Origin of the sequence: Pseudofrankia coriaricola (assembly GCF_001854805.1) — a bacterium.
Classification (GTDB): domain Bacteria; phylum Actinomycetota; class Actinomycetes; order Frankiales; family Frankiaceae; genus Pseudofrankia.
In genome coordinates, this window is the sequence record NZ_MBLO01000236.1 from 113,869 (window position 1) to 134,196 (window position 20,328).

The window sequence follows — 20,328 nt, forward strand, 5'->3', positions numbered from 1 at the left end:
TACCGGTCCGGTCTGCCACCTCATTCCAGCCGGCGGCGAACGGCGGCGGTCCCTTGTGGGCCGCGGCCGGGTCGCCGCCGGTCAGCCGTCGGCGGAGCGGGAGGACGGCGGTGCTGGGGGGCCGTAGGGGGAGCCTTCGGGGACGTCACGCAGGTCGATGTCGGCGACCGTGTTCGCGGCGAACAGGGCGTCGATTTCGGCGGGCGGGCAGCCGAGCTCGGCGAGGACCTCGCGGGTGTCGTGGCCGACGAGCACCGAACGCGCCGGGGGCCGGCCCGCGTCGCGGCTCCAGGCGCCGTAGCCGCGGACGATGTGGAACCGGCCGAACCGGGGGTCGTCGACGAGGTGCGTGAAGCCGTTGGCGGCCAGGTGCTCGTCGGTGGCGTGGTTGTCCCCCATGACGGCGCGAACGGCGGGGATCCCCCGGGCGGCCAGCTCGGCCGCCGCGGCACGGACCGTCCGCGCCGCGAACGCCGCCGCGGCGGCATCGACGGCCTCGTCAGGGGCGATGGCCGCGTCAGGGGCGGGGGCGGCCTTCCCAGGTGTCCCGACGCCGAGAACGCCGAGAACGCCGAGCAGGTCGCGGGTCTGCGCCGCCGTGACGGCGGCGACGGCGATCCAGCCGTCGGCGCACCGGTAGTAGCGGTGCCCGGCGGTGGGGCCGGGGAAGTTGGTGGCGCCGCGGGCCGGCTCGGGGCGGCCGGCGAACTCGGTGAACTCGGGCGCCTGCAGGTAGGTCGCCGTGTTCGCCAGGCTCAGGCTGAGCCGCTGGCCGGCGCCGTCGCGGGCGCGGGCATAGAGCGCGGCGAGCACCCCGAGGGCACCGAGCACGCCGGTGCCCGTGTCGTTGAGCGGGATCGGGGTGAGTACCGGGTCGCCGTCGCCGCCCTGTGCGTCGGCGAGGCCGGACAGGCCCTGGAACACCGGGTCGAAGCCGGGCGCGCCGGCGTAGGCGCTGGCTCGGCCGTAGGCGGAGACGCTGCAGCGCACCAGGTTGGGTCGCGCCGCGGCGATCCGCTCGGATGGCAGCCCGAGCTTCTCCAGCCGTCCGGGCCGCATGTTCTCGACGAGGACGTCCGCTCCGGCGAGCAGCCGCAGCAGCAGGTCGGCGCCGCCGGGGCGGGCGATGTCGAGCGCGAGGTCGCGCTTGTGCTGGCTCGCGACGAACACCGACATCGGGAACGCGCGGAACGGGTCGCCGTCCGGTGGCTCGACCTTGACGACGTCCGCGCCCCAGTCGGCCAGGATCTCCCCGATCAGCGGCCCCGCGAGGTAGGAGGACAGGTCGACGATCGTGACACCGCGCAGTGGCAGGCCCCGGTCGACCCCGTCGCCGTCACTGGCACGGGCGGCGGCGGGCGATTCCGCGGCGGGCGCCTCGGTGGCCGGCCAGAGCTCGCCTTCCGGGTCGAGATTCAGGTCGGCGGTCGCGAAGGGGCCGGGGCTCGCGGGGGTGCCGGCCAGGTCGACCGGGAAGCCGGGCATCCTGACGGTGCCCAGGGTGGGGTGCGCACGCTGGACGAAGCTCCGGTTCGCCTCGGCGATGTCGCGGACGGCCCACTCGGCGCGGGTCGCGATCGGCGCGCAGGGCACGTCCGCGGCGGCGAACAGGTCCAGCCACTCCCGCAGCGGCCGCTTGCGGAACTCCTTCTCCAGTTCGTCGGCGACCAGCTGGCCGCCCTCGTCGTATACGACGACCTTGTTCCAGTCGCCGTCAACGCCGGGGAGGACGAGGACGTCCATCCGATCCATCGCGTCCAGGGCACGGAAGAAGATCTCCGGGACGAGCGCGGCAAGGTAGAGCCAGCGGCCGTCGCCGGCCTGGTAGATGCGCCAGAACGGGACGCCGCGGCCGGAGCGGTTCCCCTTCACGACCGGCTGGTCGACGCCGACCTGCGTCATCATGCCGAGCTGGGCGGAGGCGGCGTGCAGCCCGCTCACGGTGACGGCATGCCCGCGCCCACCGTCGCGGCGCCGGCCATGCAGCGCGGCGACGGCCGCGGCGGCGGCGAGCGCCCCGTGCAGCTGGACGATCGTCGTGGCGACGGGCGCGACCGGGCAGTCGAGCGTCGCCGGGTTGCGCGCCGCGGTCCCACCGAGGCCGGCGAGCAGCAGCGGGTCCTCGGCGACCTCGCGCCACTCGCCGTGCTCGCCATAAGGCGGCAGCCGCACCTGGTTGAGCCCTGGGTGACGCTCGGCGAGGGTCACCGCGTCCAGTCCAAGTTCGGCCAGCCGGCCGGGGGTGTGGTCGACGATCAGCACGTCCGCCCCGCCGGCCAGCCGGCCGACGTCCTCGGAGGTCATCCGCACGACGCGCTTGCCCCGGTCCCACAGCAGCCCCGCGGGCGACGCCAGCCTCGCCGCCCCCTCCGCCACCGCCCGCCCGTCCGGCCCAGCCCGCCCGTCCGGCCCAACAGGCGCGTCGAACTCCGCCTGTTCGTCGGCCAGCGTCGAGCCGGCCGTGGCACCGTCGGTGCGAGCCGGGAACCGCGCGCGCACGACGTCCGCGCCCAGGTCGGCGAGCAGCATCCCCGCGACCCGGCCCGCCCGGGTCACCGAGGCCTCGAGAACCCGAACTCCGGCTAACGCGGGAAGCCGGCCGCCCGCCCCCGCCTCGCCGGCCGCCTCAGGTCCCGCCGCCATGCGCCCCACCCGCCCTCGCGCCTCGTCTCCGGCCGGCGCGGCATCCGGCCCCGCCAGGCACCACCACCCGAGTCCCGGCGCCCTCCCTTGTCGTATCAGCGAACCGTCTGACCGGCATCAAAAGCCGGCCTCCGCCCGCCTTCCGGCCGGGCAGGGCGCCGGCACGCAGCCCGGCGGGCCGATGCCGGCCGCGGTCAGGACGGGCCGTCGAGGGTCTCCAGGGCGGCGAACCAGCCGACCCAGCGACGCTGGCCCGGGGTCTCGACGGCGCGGGCGCGGTAGTGACGCCGGGTCCAGGCCACGGCGTCGCCCGCCGGATGACCGGCGAGGATCGCCATGCAGGCCAGCACGGTGCCGGTCCGCCCGGTGCCGCCGCCGCAGGCGACCTCCACCCGCTCCCCCGCGCGCGCCCGCCCGTACGCCTGCTTGATCACCGCGGCCGCGGCCCTGGGGTCACGCGGTGTCCGGAAGTCCGGCCAGTCGAGCCACACCGCCGGCCACGCCGGCTCCTGCTCGGCGGCCCGGCGCGCCGACGCCCGCCGCGGCAGCCCCCGCGACCGTCCGAGATACAGCCCGAACTCCGGGAGTGGCCCGTCCGGCAGCCCCTCCCGGCGCCCGCGGCCTCGGATGTGGGTGCCATCCGGGAGCTGGATCGCTCCGTTGAGTCGCGAGGTCACACCCGTAGTGTGCATGCCCGTCACGCACCGCTCTCGCCGGGTTGTCAGTATGCGGGCTAACCGGGCTACTCGTGCCCCCATCCCCCGCCCTCGCGCCCCCCGCTCCGCCCGCGTAGGCAGGCGTCGTGCCCCTCCAGGCTCCGGGCCGGCGTCGGGACGGAGGTGGCCCGGAGGCCGCTGGGTGAGGTTTTCCCCAGTACGGATTGGTGGGTCTGCGCGGTCGTGCGACCGGGTCACGGCGATCTACGGTCGAGGCGACGCCCCGGCATCGCGGGGCGGGCGGCGGGCGGACAGCGCGCCGGTGGTGACAGACAGCGGGACGCGAAGGACATGACGACGCGACCAGACTCCCGGCGGGCTCACGCCCGCGCGGGCACGGACACACCGCCCTCGGCGGCTCTCAGAGCGAGGCCCGGCGGGTGGGTCCGATGACCGGGCCCGCGGGCGGCGGCCTCGCGGCCAGGCCAGGCCCGCTGGGGAGACCAGCGCACGCCCTCGTCGCGGCGCTGCGCGCTACCTACTCGCGACGCAACTGGCTGGCGACGGCATTCGCCGCGCAGACGCTGCTCTTCGGGACGATCACGTTCGCCGTGACGCTCGCGTTCGGCATCGCCGGCGTGTCCTCGTCGTTCTTCATCGTCATCGGGCTGCCGTTGCTGTGGGTAGCCCTGGCGGCCGCCCACCGGTTCGCGCGGTTCGAGTCGTGGCGCTACGAGGCCTACTTCGGCGAGCGGCTGCGCCTGCGGCCGACGCCGGTGCCCGCCGGGACGCCGTCCGGGAGGATCGGGCGGGCCTGGTCGCGGATGTGGGCCCGGATGTCGGCCGGCGGCAGCTGGCTGGAGCTCCTGTGGGCGCTGATCGTGCTCCCGGTGCTCGGCTGGGCCGGCGGCTGGGTCGTCGCCACAGCGTGGGGCGGTGGGCTCGCGTTCCTGCTGTTCCCGGCCTACGGGCACGTCCTCGGCAACGGCGGCCGGTTGGTCGGGCTCGACCTCGGCTACGGCGGCTCCGTCGCCACGCACGTCGTGGTCGGCGTCATCGCGCTCCTCGCGGCGCCGTGGCTCGCCCGCGGGCTCGTCAGGCTGCAGCTGGCGATCGGACGCAGGATGCTCTCGCCCAGCGAGACCGCCGCGCTGACCCAGCGGGTGGCGGACCTGGAGTCCAGCCGCGCCGGCATCGTCTCGGCCTCGGCCGCCGAGCGCCGCCGGATCGAGCGCGACCTGCACGACGGCGCGCAGCAGCGACTGGTGGGCGTCGCGATGACACTCGGCCGGGCGCAGGAAAGGTTCGCCGAAGACCCCGCGGGGGCGCACGAGCTCGTCACCGAGGCGCACGCCGAGACCAAGCGCGCCCTCGTCGAGCTGCGTGACCTCGCCCGCGGCCTGCACCCGGCGGTGCTCACCGACCGAGGGCTGGACGCCGCGCTCGCCGGTCTCGCCGCCCGCTGCCCGATTCCGGTGACGCTCGACGTCGACGTGACACCGCGGCCCTCGGCCGAGGTGGAGGCGGTCGCCTACTTCTTCGTCGCCGAGGCGCTCACGAACGTCGCCCGCCACGCGGACGCCGCGTCCGCGCGGATCGTGGCGCGCCGCGCCGACGGCCGGCTGGCGGTCGAGGTCAGCGACGACGGCCACGGCGGGGCGAGCGAGCGCGGCGGCACCGGCCTGTCGGGGCTACGCGACCGGGCGGTCGCCGTCGACGGCACCTTCACGGTGCGCAGCGCCCCCGGCGAAGGCACCACCGTGCGGCTGGACCTGCCATGCCAGAACTGAACCAGCCCGAGCCGGCCCCACCGCCACCCGCCCGCCCCGCGTCCGAGGGAGACCGCACGATGGCCGCGACGGCCGACCCGACATCCACGGCCGCATCGACGGCCACGGCCACGACGCCCGCACCCGCCTCCCAGCCCGTCCCCGAGCCCACGCAAACGTCGACGTCTGGCACCGTGACACCAGAGCCAGCTCACACTGCCGCCACGGCGACCACACCGCCCGGTGGAGGCGGGGCCGGCGGACGGTCCCTGGACGACCAGCCGCCAGCGGGCGGGCCGCGCCGCGCCCGCGGCGTGCTGCTCGCCATCGGGGTGCTGCTCGCCGCCGCGCTGGCGGTCGGAGCCGGCACACAGGCCGTCAACCTGACCACCGGTGAGGAACGGCGCGACGAGCACCTCACCCTGCCGGCGTCGGTCGACCGGCTGGAGGTGCGGGCGTCGTCCGGCAGCCTCACGCTCACCGGCACGCCCGACGACGAGGCGGTCGTCGACGCCAAGCTCTCCGGTACCGTGCACCCGCCCGCGCTGAAGGTCGACATCGACGGGCACACGGCGCGGGTGCACGCGGACTGCTCCTGGCAGATGCTGCTCAGCTGCGAGACCACGCTGCGCCTGGCGGTCCCGGCGGGCGTGACGGTCGTGGCGCGTTCCTCGTCGGGCGACATCCGGGCGGCTGGCCTGACCGGGTCGTTCGACCTGCACACGTCGTCGGGCGACGTGTCCTCCGACGGATGCTCGGGCACCGCCAGACTTTCCACGTCGTCGGGCGACGTGCGCGCCACCCGCCTCGGCGCGGCCACGGTGTATGCGCACTCGTCGTCGGGCGACGTCAACGTCGGCCTCACCGTCGCGGCGACGGACGTGGAGGCGACGACGTCGTCCGGCGACGTCCGGGTCACCGTGCCGCTCGGTTCGGAGACCTATGACGCGACCGCGCACACCTCGTCCGGCAGCGACTCGGTCCGGGTCGCCACCGACCCACGGTCCTCCCGCCGGATCGAGGCGAGATCCAGCTCGGGCGACGTCTCGATCCGCTACGCGGACGCCGGCGAGGCGTCGTAGCGGCCGGCACGCCAGCCCGGAGTGTGGTGGATGGGCACGCCTGGAGACACGCCCGTCCACCACACTCGCGGGGCTGGTGGTCGGACTGTGTCACAGGGCCAGGCCTATGGGCTTGCTGGTCCGACACGGACCGGCCTCGAGGTTGCGCAGCGGCGGGAGGGCGGCGAGAGGGCGGCGCCGGGGCGGGCGGACGGGACCTGCGCGTCGCGACGTCCGGGCGCTCCGGAAGATCGCCGATACGCGGATCGGGCCTAACGGCCCGAGGTGTCGTACAGCGGACACAGCGGCGTTGAACCGGCCCGGCGAGCAGGAGCACTACGATCCCGGTATCGCACGGCAGTCGCCGACGCGGAGCCAAAAAATGCAGAACCGCTGCCACAGATCGGTGGAAGCGCGAAAATACTCTCTTCGCACCCTCGACGGCCTAAGGATTGCGTGGGTGGTCGCATGCCTGACGACCGCGGTCCGCATCACCAGGAAGACCCAGACCATATGCACGGCGCGCTCCGCCGGGGCGACGGGGCGCGCCTCATGGCCCGGTCCGTCGTGGGCCGGCGGTTCTTCCTCGCCGACCCGCGGTCGCAGACCGCGCCCGGGCGCACCCGGCTGACCGAGATCGCGGACGAGCTGGCCGACCCGGCCGCCGCCGCCCGCTGGTACCGCAGGCTGAACCTTGGTCCGCTGGTCGAGGTCGCGGCGCCGCACGACCGGATCGCGCAGCTGTTGGCGGGTGACCCGCCGGCCGAGAACGCGGGCACGGCCGGCCGGCGGGTCCGGGCCGAGCTGGAGGCGCGCCGCCTCGGCTGGCTACGCGACAACGACGAGCGGCTCGCGCACGCCCAGCGGGCCTGGGACGGCCTCTACGCCGCGCACCATGGCGTCGCCGAGGCCGTCGCCCAGGTCGAGCCGCTGAGCAACGTGCTGCGGGTGTGCCGGCTGGCCGAGCTCGCCTACTCGGCGTCCGAGCCGGACTGGCGTGAGCTCGCCGACGCGGCGGCCGCCCGGCCGATGGTGCCCGCGGAGATCTACCGTTCCCAGCGGGAGCGCCGGCTGCGCCCGCCCGACCACGTCGTCCAGGCGGTCGCGGTCCCGGGCGACGGCGGCGAGCTGGGCGGGCCCGTGCTCAGCCCGGCCGCCCTCACCTCCTGCGCCGAGGAGACCTGAGGCGCTCCCGTGACCGGACGCTCCGCGCCCCAGACCTCCCTACGCCGCACCTCGCGGCTTGACGCCCAAGCCATGGGATGTGTCTGACGCCGTCTCTCCCACGGACTGGCTAGAACCAGCCGCGGCGGGCGCCGAGCTGCTGGAGCTGCTCGTGGATCTGGTGGGCGAGGCGGCCGCGGTCGAGGTCGCCGTGGCCGACCCGGAAGCGGCTGAGCGCATCGCCGCCGGAGCGCAGCAGCCCGCCGCGGCGGTCGGCCTCCAGGACGACGTCCATGCCGTGGTCGTCGACCAGGAAGGTCACCTCCAGCTCCTTGATCCGGCGGCCGTACTCGCCGGACGGCTTGAGCTCGATCTCCTGGTAGAACGGCAGCGACGAGCCGCCGACGTGCCCCTTCTCCACATCCGCCGAGTGGAAGTGGAACCCGAGGTCGCCGAGCGCGGCGAGCACCGCCTCCTGGACCGGCAGCGGGTGGACGGAGACCGGGTCCAGGTCACCCGGGTCGAGCGCGCCCGGGATGGACAGGGTGGTGCGTACGCCGATCTTCATGCCCTTCAGGTGCCAGCCGCCCACGTCGGTGATCGGGGTCTGCCACGGCACCGGCAGCTCGAAGCGGCCGCCGATCTGCTGGCCCGGCGCGATCACCAGGTTGCCGCCGATCTGCTGGGTGCCGAACGCGACCTGCTCGTAGTAGGTGCTGTCGTCGCGCTCGATCTCGACGGTCGCCTCGAGCGCGACGAGGATCTTCTCGATCCGCTGGTCGACCTTGCCACCCGTGACGGTGGTCGTGCCGGTGACGACCGCTCCCGGCCTCGTCTGGTCGTGGTCCAGCACGGTCTCCACCTCGGCGGCCCCGACGCCCAGCCGAGACATGAACCGCTTCATTCCCATCGCGCAAACCTTCCGACCGGGTGGCATACCCATCAGAGCTTCTATTCGGCACTAGTTTCTTACCGGCCGGCCCGTGACCATCGCCAGCGGGGGTCGGTCAGGCGACAGCGGTCAGGCCAGCCACGACTGGTGACGGCGCAGCGGCGCAGCGCCCGGGGTCCCCGCCGGATCGGCGACAGGGTCCCTCCCAGATCTGCGGAGCAGATCTGGGAGGTAAGCGATCTGGGTGGTCTGGCGACCACCTACCCCACACCCGGCCAGACCAGCCACCGCCATGAAGCCCCACCCCGAAACGGCGCGGGGAGGGCGCCCCAGCGCCCGACACGGGGGGGGAGCGCGTCCAGCGCCTCGCCCCGTCAGGCTGGCAGGACGCCGGCGGCGCCGGCGAGCAGTGCGTGGCCGGCGGCGGGGTCGCCGCCGACGGCGGTCGCGGCCGCGGCGGTCTCCGCCGGGGTGCGCCGACCGGCCGCGAGCAGGCAGAAGTCGACGACGCCGAGCCGAAGCTCGGCGGCGGGCGACGGGTGGCCGGCGGCCGGGTCCGGCGCCGCCAGCGGCGGACGACCCGGGCCGACGAGCCAGCGGCCGACGGCCACCCGGTCGCCACCCACACCGCCCACGCCGCCCGCGCCGGTGTCGCCGCCGGCCGGCCCGGCGCTCGGGCCGCCTCCGTCCAGGTCGCCGGGGATCAGCGTCAGCGCCAGCGGGCCGTCGCCGAGGCCAGCCTCGGGACCCGTCCGCCAGCGGACCCGGTGCAGCGCGAGCTCGGTCACGGCGCTCAGCTCGGCCACGTCGAGCGCGGGGAGCTGGACACCGGCCGCCGCCGCGAGCGCGGCCCCGTCAAGCCAGGTGCCGAGCACGCGGGAGGTCAGGTGGTCCTCGACAGGCGCCGTCCAGCCAAGCGCGTCGATCATGATGTGCGCCGACTCGGGCTCCCGCCCCGCCAGCCAGGCGCACAGGCCGCGTGCGCCCTCGTGCCAGGTCCGCCAGAGGAGCACCGGCGGCCAGAACACCGGAGGCCAGAACACCGCCGGCCAGTAGGAGGTCGCCCGGCCCGGCCCCGGCCGGGCCGTCGCGCCGTCCGCGCGCGGTGCGCCGGCCGCGCCGCCCGCGTCACCCGGCCCGGCTTCGCCGTCAGAGACCGTTCCAGCGTCTGGGACCGTTCCAGCGCCCGGCCCGGTGGCGCCGGCGAGGCCTGCGCTCAGGATGCCCTGCGCCCGGGTGTCAACGGCCGGGGGCGCGAGGGTGCCGGCGACCGGAATGCCGATCGCGCCGGCCAGCGCGGCGTCCAGGCCCGCGAGGCGGGCGACGACCTCGCGGGGCGTGCGGCCGTCGCTGCCCGTCGGACGGTCCCAGTCCCGGGGGGAGAGCTCGGCGAGCACCCGGTCGACGGCCGCGGTCCAGGCCGCGAACGGGGCGGCGAACGGGGGTGCGGCCGCGACGGCGGGCCGGCGCGCGAGCGCCGCGGCCAGCAGCGCCGCCCGCGGGTCGGCCTGGTCGACGCCCGCCGGGCCGGCCGACGGCCGGGCCGGGCGGGAGCGGGGCCCGGACCTACCGGATCGCTGACCTCCCAGATCACGACCTCCCAGATCGCTGACCTCCCAGATCGGCTCCGCCGATCCGGCAGGGACCCCGTCGCCGATCCGGGAGGGACCCCGTCCGCCGATCCGGGAGGAACCCTGTCGCCAATCCGGCAGGAACCCCGGTGACGGCTCGGGCCTGCCCCGGCGCGCCGGCTCGTCGGCGTCTGATGAGCGCTCGGCGGCGAGCCGGCCCGCGGCGGCGGCCAGCGTCTCGGCGAGCGCGGCGTCGTCGGCGGGGAAGCGCAGGGGATGCTCCCAGACCTCGACGAGCACGGCGCGCGCGACCGCCGCGGCCTCCGCCGGAGGCTGCCCGGCCGCGGCGGCGACCGCGAGCAGCCGGTCACCGTGACGGGTGTAGGCGTCGGCGAGCGCGGTCGGGTCGCCGGCGACGAGCCGGTGGCGGGGCGAGGCATGGGCCGCGGCCGGTTCCACGCCGAGATCCGCCGGCGGGTCCACCGGGAGCTCGGGGCGTCGGGAACCGGTCATCGCCACGGGCGCAGTGTCCCATGCAACAGAGCCTGGATCACCAAACGATCGCGATCCGCCCGACCAGAGCAACGCGGGGCCACTGTCCCACGCCGTCAGCACGCTTTCCCAACCCACCGCGGCGTAGAACCGCCGCAACGGCCATCGCCGTGCCGGCCGCCCCGCCGCGCGGTGAAGGCTGGCGTATCCAGGCGCTGACGCAACGGGGACAGTGGAGGCATGGGACGAGCGAGCGCGCGGCGTCGGGTGGTGCGGGTGACGGTGGGCGGCCCGGCGACGGCCCGTGCCGACACCGTCGTCGGCGAGGAGCCGCTGGAGATCCGGATCCACGGCCAGCCGCTCGCGGTGACCATGCGCACTCCAGGCGACGACATGGACCTCGCGGTGGGGTTCCTCATCGGGGAAGGGCTGATCGGCGGCGGCGGCGACGTCCTGTCGATGCGCTACTGCGCTGGTACCGAGCCGGCCGAAGAAGACGCGGCCCCGCCCCTCCTCGCGTCGGCGGAGGCATGGAGCGGGCATCGCGGGCGGCAGACATACAACGTCCTCGACCTCACGCTCGACCCGTCGATTCCCCAGCCCGATCTCACGGCCGCGGCCCGATCGTTCTACATGACGAGCTCGTGCGGGCTGTGCGGCAAGGCGAGCATCGACGCGATCCGGATGCGCGCCCGGCACCGCGTCGCCGACGACCCGCTGCGCATCGAGGCGGCGACGCTCGCGGGCCTGCCGGGGGCGCTGCGGCGGGCGCAGCGGCTGTTCGCGACCACCGGGGGGCTGCACGCCGCGGCGCTCGCCGACGCTGCCGGGCGGATCGAGATCGTGCGCGAGGACGTCGGCCGACACAACGCCGTCGACAAGGTCGTCGGCGCGGCGGCGAAGGCGGGCCCGCTGCCCCTGCGCGGCCGGGTGCTGCTGGTCAGCGGGCGGGCGTCGTTCGAGCTCACGCAGAAGGCCCTGCTGGCCGGGATCCCGATGCTCGCCGCTGTCTCGGCGCCCTCGGCGCTGGCCGTCGACCTCGCCGCCGAGAGCGGGATGACCCTTGTCGGGTTCCTCCGCGGGGACTCGATGAACGTCTACGCCGGCGCCCACCGGGTACTCAGCGCCGAAGCTCCGACCGGCCGGTCGAGTGAGGAAGGACCGTCCGTAGTGGCGCAAAATCCGCAAACATCCCTGGACGTAACCCGATAGAGTCCGCCTTCGTGACCTGCATCGTCGGGGTGGAGCAGAATGGGCGGGTCGTGATCGGCGGCGACAGCGCGGGCATCGCCGGATGGTCGGTCACCGTCCGCGCCGACACCAAGGTCTTCCGCAACGGGTCCTACGTCATGGGGTTCACCGACTCGTTCCGGATGGGTCAGCTGCTGCGCTACAGCCTGGTCCCGCCGGTGCCGCACACCTGGGACCTCGACCGTTTCATGGCGACCGACTTCGTCGCCGCGGTGCGTGACTGCCTGCGCGACGGCGGCTACGCGCGCAACGACTCGGGCAACGAGAGCGGCGGCTGCTTCCTGGTCGGCATCCAGGGCCGGCTCTACCGGATCGACTCGGACTTCCAGATCGGCCGCAGCGTCGACGACTACTTCGCTGTGGGCGCCGGCGAGGACTTCGCCCGCGGCTCGCTGCACAGCAGCGCCGACCTCCCGCCCGACGAGCGGGTCCGCAAGGCACTGGCGGCGGCCGTCCACCACTCCACCGACGTCCGCGGCCCGTTCCACCTGATCTGGGACCCTGAGGAGCCTCCGAACCCAGGCTGACGGCGCGACCGACGCACCCGGCCCGGCTACTGGCGCCCGCCACGGCCGAGGCGTTCGGCGGCCAGGGCGGCCCACGCGGACGGGCCGGCGATCGGGGTGAACCTGGCGGCGGCGTCGGTGAGGGCGGCGTACTGGTCGTCGGTGAGCTCAAGGTCGGCGGCGGCCGCGTTCGCCTCCACCTGGGCGACGCTGGAGGCGCCGGGGATGGCGATCACGCACGGCTGGTGGATCGCCCAGGCCAGCGCGACCTGGGCGCAGGTCGCGTCATGCGCCGCGGCGACCTCGCGCAGCACGTCGAGCAGCGGGGCGAGCCGGGCAAGGTTCTCGGTAAGGAAGAGCGAGTTGGTCGCCCGGATGCCGCCGGACGGGCGGTTGGTGACGTCGTAGCGGCCGGACAGCAGGCCCTGCGCGAGCGGGCTGTAGGCGATGACCAGCCGGCCGGCGCGCTCGGCGTACGGGATCAGCGCGTCGTCGGCCGCCCGGTGGACGAGGCTGTACGGGACCTGGTTGGACAGCACCGGCGAGCCGAGCGCCGCCTCGGCGGCCTGCCAGCGGGCGAGCGAGTAGTTCGAGACGCCGACCTCGCCGACCAGCCCGACGTCGAGCAGGCGGCGCATGCCTCTCATCGTCACGGTGTCGGCGACGATCGGGTTCGGCTGGTGCACCTGGTACAGGTCGATCGTGCGGACGCCCAGGCGGCGGGCGCTCGCGACGCCGCGCTGCTCGACGATCGCGGGCGCCGGCACGAGCGGGAGGAGCTTCGTCGCGACGAAGACGCCCTCGGTGGCCTCCTCGCCGGCCTCCCGCAGCGCCTCGCCGACGATGCGCTCGCTGCGGCCGAACGCGTAGATCTCGGCCGTGTCGATCACGGTGATCCCCAGCTCGAGCGCCCGGCGCAGGATCAGGTGGGCCTCCCGGGCCGCGTAGTCGGTGCCGTAGCCCCATTCCCGCGACCCGAACTGCCAGGTCCCCAGCCCGATCTTCGAGAGCTTCTTCCCGCTCTTGACCGCGTCCCCGAGCCCCGTGACATAGCGCATGCCCCAAGTCAACGCCAAGAACCGGCCGGCCGTCCTCCGACCCCCAAACCATTCCCGGCCCAATCGCCCATACCCGCCCAGGCGCGAACCGCGCTGGCCGGGTATGCGCAGGCACCCCGGCTGGCCGCGGTCCGCTTGTGGGTGGGACGGGGGTCGCATATCGTCCGGGGCGGCTTGGTGGAACGTGTTCTAGTCTGGCCTCGCGGTCCCGTCGCGGCCACCTGGCCGGAGGCCGTCGGTGAGGAGAGCCGAGGCCCTCGGTGACGACAGTCTGGGAGGTCGGTGTGCCCGAGTCCGGAGCGAGACCGCTGGTGCTGGCCGAGGCGGACGGGCCGGTGCTGACGGTGACGCTGAACCGGCCCGAGAAGCGCAACGCGACGAACGCGGAGGTGCTCTGCCGCCTGTACGACGCCTGGCGGCGGCTCGACGAGGACGACACCCTGCGGGTGGCGATCCTGACCGGCCGGGGCGGCACGTTCTGCGCGGGCATGGACCTGGCCGAGATCGGCCGGCTGCGCGCCGGGGTGCGGGACAACGAGTGGATCATCCGGCTGCAGGACGACCCGGGCATCCCCCTCGCGGCCTATTTGAAGAGATACCGGCCCACCAAGCCGATCATCCTGGCCGCCGAGGGGCACGCCCGCGCCGGCGGCACCGAGATCCTGCAGGGAACCGACATCCGCGTCGCCGGCGAGAGCGCCGTGTTCGGGGTGACGGAGGTGCAGCGGGGGCTTTTCCCGATGGCCGGGTCGGCGGTCCGGCTGCGCCGGCAGACGGGCTACGCGGTCGCGGCGGAGATGCTGCTCACCGGCGAGGACCTGCCCGCCCGGCGCGCGTACGAGCTCGGCCTCGTCAACCATGTCGTGCCAGACGGGCAGGCACTGGCGAAGGCGCGCGAGATCGCCGGCCGGATCGCCCGCAACGGCCCGCTCGCGGTGAAGGCGATCCTCGCCACCCTGCGCGAGACCGAATGCCTGCCCGAGGCCGAGGCATTCCCCATCGAGGAGCGCCACGGAAACGCCGTGATGCGTTCCAAGGACGCCGTCGAGGGGCCGGTGGCCTTCCTCGAGAAGCGCGACCCCGTCTTCACCGGCTCCTGACACCAGGACCGCCCGGCCTTGCCCCGGTCGGCGTGGCACCGAAGGCGGCCGAGGCGGTGGCCCACCCGCTCTCCGGCGCCCGGCCGCGATTGGGCGCCGGCCGCGCCGCGCGGGGTCGACATCCACGCGGCGGCGCGCGACGCTGGCGGGACGAAAAGGGGGTCGGAGATGCTCAGCGTGTTCTGTTTCGACCGGCTGGCGGTGACCGTCCGGGACATGTACTTCGTCGACCCGGACCCGGCCCCGGGGCAGGAAGGCCCGGAGCGGGGAGTGCGTGTCGAGCTGCGGCTCGTCGAGCCGCAGCCGTGGCGCGGGTCGATCTACGCGTCGCAGCGGATCGTCGTCGACACGTCGCTGCTGCGCGTGGATCTGCTCGAGTCCGTCGAGCGCGGGCCAGGCAGCCGTGACCGGGTGCACCACCACCCGACGATGACCGACAACGAGCCCGGCGCGCGTGTCTTCGACCGCGGCCTCACCACCGACCCGGTCGCCTGGCTGCGACAGCGCCTCGCCGACCCGATGGCGTTGCTCGCCGCGGCCGGCGTCGAGAACCCGGCCGAGTACGAGGAGTCCGCCGACGAACTGGTCGCCTCCCTGCCCGACGTCGTCGACGCCGTCGCGGCGAGTCTCGAGAAGGTTCGCGCGGGCGAGCTGGCCCTCACCCGGACGCGCGGCACCTGAACGACGCTCCGGCGGCCGGACGTTCCGAGACGGCCCGCCGCGCGGCGCGGGCGTAAGGCGGAATTTCCGCCGCGAAGTGCGGGCACATCAAATAGAACGCGTTCTAAGATTCGGCTGTGGACCAGCTCGGGCACCCGGTGTGGGACGCGGACAACCACTACTACGAGGCCGTCGACGCCTTCACCCGCCATCTCGACCCGCGAGACGGGCCGCGGTGCGTGCAGTGGGCGACCATCAACGGCCGGCAGTACCACGTGCTGGGCGGCCGGGTCAGCCGGGCGGTGTCCAACGCGACGTTCGACCCCGTCTCCAGGCCCGGCTGCCTCAACGAGTACTTCCGAGGCAACCCGAACAAGGCGAACCCGCTGGAACTGATCCGCGACAGCGAGCCGGTCCGCGCGGAGTACCGCGACCCGGCCGCGCGGCTGCGGGTTCTCGACGAGCAGGGCCTGGCGGGCTGTTTCCTCTTCCCGACCCTCGGGATGATCTACGAGGAACCGCTCCGGCACGACCCGGTCGCGGTCACGAAGACCTTCCGCGCGTTCAACCGGTGGTTGGCCGAGGACTGGACCTTCGACTACCAGGGCCGGATCATCGCCGCGCCCTACCTCTCGCTCGCCGACGTCGGCTGGGCCGTCGAGGAACTGGAATGGGCGATCGGCCAGGGCGCCCGGATGGTCGTGATGCGCGCCGCCGCGCCGACGACCGCGACCGGCCAGCACAGCCCGTTCGACGAGACGTTCGCGCCCTTCTGGGCGCGGCTCAACGAGAGCGGGCTGACCCTGGTGGTCCACGCCGGCGACAGCGGCGTCTCGACTGACGGGTATGCCGGCGGCGGGCACAGCTTCAGCTTCTCCGGCAACAGCTACGGGCCGACGATCGCGAGCTTCGCCATCGAGAAGGCGGTGCACGACTACCTGCTCTCGATGCTGCTCGCCAACCATTTCGCGAAGTACCCGAACTTGCGGGTCGCCTCGGTCGAGAACGGCGCCGAGTTCCTCCCCGACCTGTTCCGCAAGGCACGCTCACAGGCGAGGAAGCTGCCAGGCTGGTTCCGGGAGGACCCGGTCGAGATCTTCCGGCGGCACGTCTGGATCAACCCGTTCTGGGAGGACGACCTGGAGTCCGTCGTGCGGTGGATGGGTGCCGACCGCGTCGTCTTCGGCTCCGACTGGCCGCACATCGAGGCGCTCCCGCGCCCCCTCGACTACCTCCCCGAGACCAAGCCCCTCTCCCCCGCCGACCGCCGCCTGGTCCTCCACGGCAACGCCCTCGACCTGGCGACGCCCCGCCCCGCCTGACCGCGAGGCGGGGCGCCCCAGGCGCCCGGTGGGGAAACATCGCGCGGGAACCGCTCACGACCCGGCGCCGATGGTGACCACCGTCGCCCAGGCGGGCGGCGGCTCTGACCCGAAGGACTCCTGCCCCGGCGACGGCCGCCGGTCGAACAGCCCGACGACGGTGCGACACGACGGGCTCCGCTGGGGCCAGGGAGTCTGCCCGTCGGTCAGGACGACGAGAACGTCCGGGCGGGGCCGGGCCCGCAGCGCCGCGTCGAGACCGGCACGCAGATTTGTCCCCCCGCCGCCGAGCAGGGGGATGCCCTCGGCGTCGCACAGCGAGCGGACCGCCTGGGCGGCCGCGTCGCACGGCACGACGGTGACCAGGTCACCGCGGCCGCCGACGGCCCGGCCGATCGCGGTGACCTCGAGCAGGGCGCTTCCCAGCTCGGCGTCGCTCACGGACCCGGATGTGTCGATGACGACGCCGACACGGGGCGGCCTGCGCCGCAGGCTCGGCAGGACGGCGCCGTGAATGGCGACGCCTCTGCGCGCCGGGCGGCCGTAGGTGTAGTCGTCACCGACGCCGGGAGCGGAGACCGCGGACCGCACGGCCGCGCCGAGCAGGTCCCGCCACGGCTGGGGTGGGTGGAACACCTCCTCCGCCCACCGCCGCCAGCCGGCGGGGGCACTGCCAGGGCTGCCGGTGATGCCCCGGGCGACCCGGAAACGAATCGCGTCGCGTTCCTGGGCGGTCAGCGCGTGCGCGCCGAGGGGACCGAGATCCCATCCCCGTTCCAGGCCGTCGGCACCGCTGCCGCAGTCCAGCCAGGCGAGGCCCTGCGTGTACGGGCCCAGCCGGAACATGCCCAGGTAGTCCTCCATGAGCCTCCCCGGGGGCAATCGGAGAAGATCGGGCTCGACGGCACCGTCTGGGCGGGCGAGGCCGTCGCCGTAGATGTCGTCGTTGATCTCGCAGTCGGCGGCGATGTTCATCCGCAGCCGCTCCCCCGGCCCGTCGACGCCGTGTTCACGCGCGTACCGGTCGCCACGGCCGGGATGGTCCCGCAGCAGGTGCGAAACCTCGTGCACCCACACCCCGGCGAGCTCCTCCAACGGTGTCCGATCCACGAACGCCGGCGAGACGTAGCAGCGCCAGTGGCGGTCGACGGCCATCGTCGGCACCCGCCGCGACTCCACCGGGCGCAGCGCGAACAGGGCGGTCGCCAGGTAGGGGCGCACCCGGGCGGCAAGCAGCCGGGCGGCGAACAGCTTCTCCGTGTCCAGGGTGATCCGCGCGCCCGGTGTGACCGGCACGCCCGTCGTCATCGGGCGGCCCCGGCCCCGGCCGCGCGCCGGGCCAGGGACACCGCGCCGGCGAGCCGCTCGATCGCCTCGGGGACCTCCCAGTCGGAGTCGCGCAGCGCGGCGAGGGTGTTCGCCGGGACGACCACCAGGTCCGGCGCGCCGGTTTCCAGGGCCCGGACAAGCAGTGTCCAGGCCGCGTTCCAGCGGTCCTTGCCAGGGCGGCGGCGGACCGCGTCGACGACACCGTCCAGGACGGCCTGCCGAAGGTCGCCCCGCTCGGGCAGGTCGGCCGCCGCCGGATCGGCGAGCAGGGTCTCGGGATCGGGCAAGTCCAGCCGGTCGAGGCTGGCCAGCAGCTCCAGTCCCGGGCCGTCCCCGACCGTGCCCCGGGCCAGCATCGACAGCACCTCCCGCGAGGTGCCGGCGGCCGTCGCGAAGGCGACCAGCCGCAGCGTCATCTCCCAGCTGCGGGGTGACGGCCAGGCGCCGCCCCGGCGGGCGTTCCCGTCCGGCAGCCGGTGCACGAGCCCGGGGCGGGCGGCGAGCAGGCCGCACACGGCGCGGCGGGCGAACACCACCGCCTCGGGCAGCCTGGCCCGGTCGAGCCGCGGCAGCGTCACCGCCGGCCACGTCCCGCCCAGGCCGCGCACGACGACGTCCGGGTCGTGCGTCCAGGGGAGGTGGACGAACCGGTTGGCGAGCGGCGGGCTGAGCTCCCAGCCGTCGGCCGCCGACGACCGGGGGTTGGCTGCGGCGACGATCCGTACTCCGGCCGGCAGCCGCAGAGCGCCGATGCGCCGTTCGAGGACCAGGCGCAGCAGGGCCGCCTGCACGGCCGGCGGCGCCGTCGACAGCTCGTCGAGGAAGAGCAGCCCGCGGCCGGCCCGGACCAGTCGCACCGCCCAGTCCGGCGGTGCCATCGGGATGCCCTGCGCGGCCGGGTCGTCTCCGACGACAGGCAGGCCGGCGAAGTCGGACGGCTCGTGCACGCTCGCGATCACGGTCGTGAGCGGCAGGTCGAGAGAGGCGGCGAGCTGGGTCAACGCCGCCGTCTTGCCGATCCCCGGCTCACCCCACAGCAACACAGGTAGGTCGGCGGCCACCGCGAGCATCAGGGCCTCCAGCTGTGGGTCCTGGCGCGGCTCGCTCACGGTGCTCGTCAGCAGGGCCAGCAGGTCGTCGGCGACGGTGAGCTGGCCGGTCGCATCCCAGGACGAGGCGGCGGCCGGGGTCGGCGCGGGCGATGCGGCCATGGGTGGGGCGGTCATAGGTGGTACGGGCTCGAACGGCATGGACGTGGGCAGCGTGGACGTGCGTGTGGGCATGTGTGATCACCTGTGGGGGCGGGCGCGGGAGTCGCGCGGCGGGAGAGCTCGTCAGGGAACGGCGTCAGAGGACGGCGTCAGGGAACGGCGACCGAGGCCGGCCGTCAGCGGTAGTGCGCCTGCCGAGGGCGGCGGCGGCGGTCATGGTCGCGACGCCGCGAGGCGTGCGGCCCCCTGCGGTCGGCCAGACCCGACCGGAACAGCCCGTGGGCGATCCGGCCGCGTGCCGCCGCCATCAGTTCGTCGCGCAGGGCTCCGTCCCGGAGCACGGCCTCCGGGCCGAGGAGCGCCTCCACGACCGCCAGGGCACCAGCGAAGTCGCCGTGGTCCAGCCGGGCGCGGATGTCGTCGAGGTGTTCCGGATGGCGGTAGGCCTCGTCGATCACGCGTAGGCACGGCAGCGGGGTGCCACTCAGCGCGGTGAGCAGCTCCTCGCGGCGGATCTCGGCCGGGTCGTGGTCCAGCGGGACGAGCACCCCGTCCACCAGGCCGATCCGGTGCCGTACGCCACCGCAGTCGACGAGCCACGGCGAGACGCCGCCGTCGGGCGCCGGGCCGGGCCGCGGGCTGCCGGGCACCAGCGCCTCGGCCACCAGCGGGTGGAGCTGGCCGGGGTCGATCAGCCCGGCGCGCAGCAACAACAGGTCGGGCGGCAGCCATGTCGCGGCGTCCGGCAGTACCGGCAGGGCGGCCAGCCGCGACGCGACGCGCGGGACGCCGGCGAGTTCCGGCCCCGGGCCGGCGAGCCGCAGCGCCAGCAGCCGCCGGGCACCGAGCCGGACCGCCACGGCGTCCTCGGCCCGGCCGTCGGCGCGCAGCAGGATCTCGGCCTCCGCCGCCCAGTGGTCCACGGCGCAGCCCGCTGGGGCTGCCCAGCCCGGTGGTCCGGCGCGGCCGGGTGGCGACGTCCGGTCCTCCGGCACTGCCCAGGCCGGCGACACAGCACAGCCCGGCGACACAGCCCAGCCCGCGGGAACGGCGCGGTCCGGCCGCGGCTCATCCCACGCCCGGTCGAGCGCCCGGTGGACTCCGGCCCTGGTCCGCAGCTCACCGGCATGGCTGGCGTCCCAGAGGTGCCGGTGCAGGTCGAGGCGGAACCGTCGATGCGGGCGAGGACGAGGATGCCGGCCCGCGCTCGCCGAAGACCCGTCCCACACCCCGAGGCTGAACCGTTGACCGCCGGCGGCCGAGGCTGGAGGAGTCCGGGCGACGAGGTGCAGCGGTCTGCCGTCGCCCGTCGCGTACCGGGCCAGGGAGATGGTCAGACCCGGGAGGATCAGCCCCTGGGGTGTGGCCCGCGGGAGGTGCCATCGGAGCAGGTCGGGCGCGAGATGACGTAGGTCGTCCCGGAGCCGGGCCGCGATCTCCCGGCCGTGGGTACGTGCCGTGGATCGCGGATGTAGATCGACATCGACGTGGGCGGCGGCGCAGGCCCCGGCCCAGTCACCGACCGCTCGACGGGCGGCCGCCTGATCGATCATGGGCGGCGGCACCGCGAACGCGCGCACCCGCCGCCAACAGGAAAGACGGGAATCCTCGGTCATTTCCGACGAGTGCATCAGCACTCACCT

The 20,328-nt window shown here is 74.9% G+C and carries 16 protein-coding genes; 8 read left to right on the plus strand and 8 right to left on the minus strand.

What is annotated here, in order from left to right:
- Nucleotides 1-81: 81 nt before the first annotated feature.
- Together BCD48_RS31655 and BCD48_RS31660 are read right to left on the minus strand one after the other, a co-directional pair.
- Complete coding sequence (locus tag BCD48_RS31655; RefSeq protein WP_071052043.1) at nucleotides 82-2,643, minus strand: CoA transferase; 2,562 nt, start codon at nucleotides 2,641-2,643, stop codon at nucleotides 82-84.
- A 194-nt stretch (nucleotides 2,644-2,837) separates the two neighbouring features.
- Nucleotides 2,838-3,335, minus strand: a complete 498-nt coding sequence (locus tag BCD48_RS31660; RefSeq protein WP_071052044.1) for a protein-tyrosine phosphatase family protein — start codon at nucleotides 3,333-3,335, stop codon at nucleotides 2,838-2,840.
- 413 nt (nucleotides 3,336-3,748) lie between these two features.
- Between BCD48_RS31660 and BCD48_RS31665 the strand changes: the two genes are divergently transcribed.
- From BCD48_RS31665 to BCD48_RS31675, 3 genes are all read left to right on the plus strand, one after another.
- Nucleotides 3,749-5,089, plus strand: a complete 1,341-nt coding sequence (locus BCD48_RS31665) for a sensor histidine kinase (protein ID WP_071052107.1) — start codon at nucleotides 3,749-3,751, stop codon at nucleotides 5,087-5,089.
- Nucleotides 5,077-6,150, plus strand: coding sequence for a DUF4097 family beta strand repeat-containing protein (locus BCD48_RS31670; RefSeq protein ID WP_083419490.1), 1,074 nt, complete (start codon nucleotides 5,077-5,079; stop codon nucleotides 6,148-6,150). Before BCD48_RS31665 ends, BCD48_RS31670 begins: the two co-directional genes overlap by 13 nt.
- A gap of 447 nt (nucleotides 6,151-6,597) precedes the next feature.
- The gene (locus BCD48_RS31675; RefSeq protein ID WP_241842149.1) at nucleotides 6,598-7,314 is read left to right on the plus strand and encodes a hypothetical protein; all 717 of its coding nucleotides are present in this window, start codon (nucleotides 6,598-6,600) and stop codon (nucleotides 7,312-7,314) included.
- Nucleotides 7,315-7,423: 109 nt separating this feature from the next.
- Here the strand turns inward: BCD48_RS31675 and BCD48_RS31680 are convergent, their stop codons facing one another.
- Both BCD48_RS31680 and BCD48_RS31685 read right to left on the minus strand, forming a co-directional pair.
- Nucleotides 7,424-8,203 (minus strand): sporulation protein, encoded by a 780-nt coding sequence (locus tag BCD48_RS31680; protein WP_071052046.1) that lies wholly within the window; start codon nucleotides 8,201-8,203, stop codon nucleotides 7,424-7,426.
- Between the two features lie 356 nt (nucleotides 8,204-8,559).
- Entirely contained in the window at nucleotides 8,560-10,215 is a 1,656-nt protein-coding gene (locus BCD48_RS31685) for a hypothetical protein (protein WP_241842150.1), read from the minus strand.
- Nucleotides 10,216-10,488: 273 nt separating this feature from the next.
- On the opposite strand from BCD48_RS31685, the gene fdhD reads away from it, so the two are divergent.
- On the plus strand, nucleotides 10,489-11,460 hold the full coding sequence (gene fdhD, locus BCD48_RS31690) for a formate dehydrogenase accessory sulfurtransferase FdhD (protein ID WP_071052048.1): 972 nt from the start codon (nucleotides 10,489-10,491) through the stop codon (nucleotides 11,458-11,460).
- Between the two features lie 11 nt (nucleotides 11,461-11,471).
- Nucleotides 11,472-12,026, plus strand: a complete 555-nt coding sequence (locus tag BCD48_RS31695; RefSeq protein ID WP_071052049.1) for an Ntn hydrolase family protein — start codon at nucleotides 11,472-11,474, stop codon at nucleotides 12,024-12,026.
- 26 nt (nucleotides 12,027-12,052) lie between these two features.
- On the opposite strand, the gene BCD48_RS31700 is transcribed toward BCD48_RS31695, so the two are convergent.
- Complete coding sequence (locus tag BCD48_RS31700) at nucleotides 12,053-13,063, minus strand: aldo/keto reductase (protein WP_071052050.1); 1,011 nt, start codon at nucleotides 13,061-13,063, stop codon at nucleotides 12,053-12,055.
- A 260-nt stretch (nucleotides 13,064-13,323) separates the two neighbouring features.
- On the opposite strand from BCD48_RS31700, the gene BCD48_RS31705 reads away from it, so the two are divergent.
- From BCD48_RS31705 to BCD48_RS31715, 3 genes are all read left to right on the plus strand, one after another.
- Entirely contained in the window at nucleotides 13,324-14,163 is an 840-nt protein-coding gene (locus BCD48_RS31705) for a crotonase/enoyl-CoA hydratase family protein (protein ID WP_071052051.1), read from the plus strand.
- A gap of 168 nt (nucleotides 14,164-14,331) precedes the next feature.
- A complete protein-coding gene (locus BCD48_RS31710) occupies nucleotides 14,332-14,844 on the plus strand; it encodes a hypothetical protein (RefSeq protein WP_071052052.1) in 513 nt (170 codons plus the stop codon).
- Nucleotides 14,845-14,960: 116 nt separating this feature from the next.
- Nucleotides 14,961-16,145: an amidohydrolase family protein gene (locus tag BCD48_RS31715; protein ID WP_071052053.1), complete on the plus strand. Its 1,185-nt coding sequence runs from the start codon at nucleotides 14,961-14,963 to the stop codon at nucleotides 16,143-16,145.
- A gap of 54 nt (nucleotides 16,146-16,199) precedes the next feature.
- Here BCD48_RS31715 and BCD48_RS31720 read toward each other — a convergent pair whose 3' ends face one another.
- The 3 genes from BCD48_RS31720 to BCD48_RS31730 form a co-directional block, all read right to left on the minus strand.
- Complete coding sequence (locus BCD48_RS31720) at nucleotides 16,200-17,441, minus strand: vWA domain-containing protein (protein ID WP_241842151.1); 1,242 nt, start codon at nucleotides 17,439-17,441, stop codon at nucleotides 16,200-16,202.
- Nucleotides 17,442-17,449: 8 nt separating this feature from the next.
- The gene (locus BCD48_RS31725) at nucleotides 17,450-18,757 is read right to left on the minus strand and encodes an AAA family ATPase (protein ID WP_241842152.1); all 1,308 of its coding nucleotides are present in this window, start codon (nucleotides 18,755-18,757) and stop codon (nucleotides 17,450-17,452) included.
- Between the two features lie 104 nt (nucleotides 18,758-18,861).
- Nucleotides 18,862-20,316: a hypothetical protein gene (locus tag BCD48_RS31730; RefSeq protein WP_071052109.1), complete on the minus strand. Its 1,455-nt coding sequence runs from the start codon at nucleotides 20,314-20,316 to the stop codon at nucleotides 18,862-18,864.
- Nucleotides 20,317-20,328 lie beyond the last annotated feature (12 nt).

Bases quoted from the DNA above. Each gene is read 5' to 3' on its own strand.
- BCD48_RS31730 (WP_071052109.1), bottom strand. From the start codon at position 20,316: ATGCACTCGTCGGAAATGACCGAGGATTCCCGTCTTTCCTGTTGGCGG.
- BCD48_RS31655 (WP_071052043.1), bottom strand. From the start codon at position 2,643: ATGGCGGCGGGACCTGAGGCGGCCGGCGAGGCGGGGGCGGGCGGCCGG.
- BCD48_RS31680 (WP_071052046.1), bottom strand. From the start codon at position 8,203: ATGGGAATGAAGCGGTTCATGTCTCGGCTGGGCGTCGGGGCCGCCGAG.
- BCD48_RS31675 (WP_241842149.1), top strand. From the start codon at position 6,598: ATGCCTGACGACCGCGGTCCGCATCACCAGGAAGACCCAGACCATATG.
- fdhD (WP_071052048.1), top strand. From the start codon at position 10,489: ATGGGACGAGCGAGCGCGCGGCGTCGGGTGGTGCGGGTGACGGTGGGC.
- BCD48_RS31665 (WP_071052107.1), top strand. From the start codon at position 3,749: ATGACCGGGCCCGCGGGCGGCGGCCTCGCGGCCAGGCCAGGCCCGCTG.
- BCD48_RS31700 (WP_071052050.1), bottom strand. From the start codon at position 13,063: ATGCGCTATGTCACGGGGCTCGGGGACGCGGTCAAGAGCGGGAAGAAG.
- BCD48_RS31660 (WP_071052044.1), bottom strand. From the start codon at position 3,335: ATGCACACTACGGGTGTGACCTCGCGACTCAACGGAGCGATCCAGCTC.
- BCD48_RS31725 (WP_241842152.1), bottom strand. From the start codon at position 18,757: ATGCCCACACGCACGTCCACGCTGCCCACGTCCATGCCGTTCGAGCCC.
- BCD48_RS31710 (WP_071052052.1), top strand. From the start codon at position 14,332: ATGCTCAGCGTGTTCTGTTTCGACCGGCTGGCGGTGACCGTCCGGGAC.
- BCD48_RS31670 (WP_083419490.1), top strand. From the start codon at position 5,077: ATGCCAGAACTGAACCAGCCCGAGCCGGCCCCACCGCCACCCGCCCGC.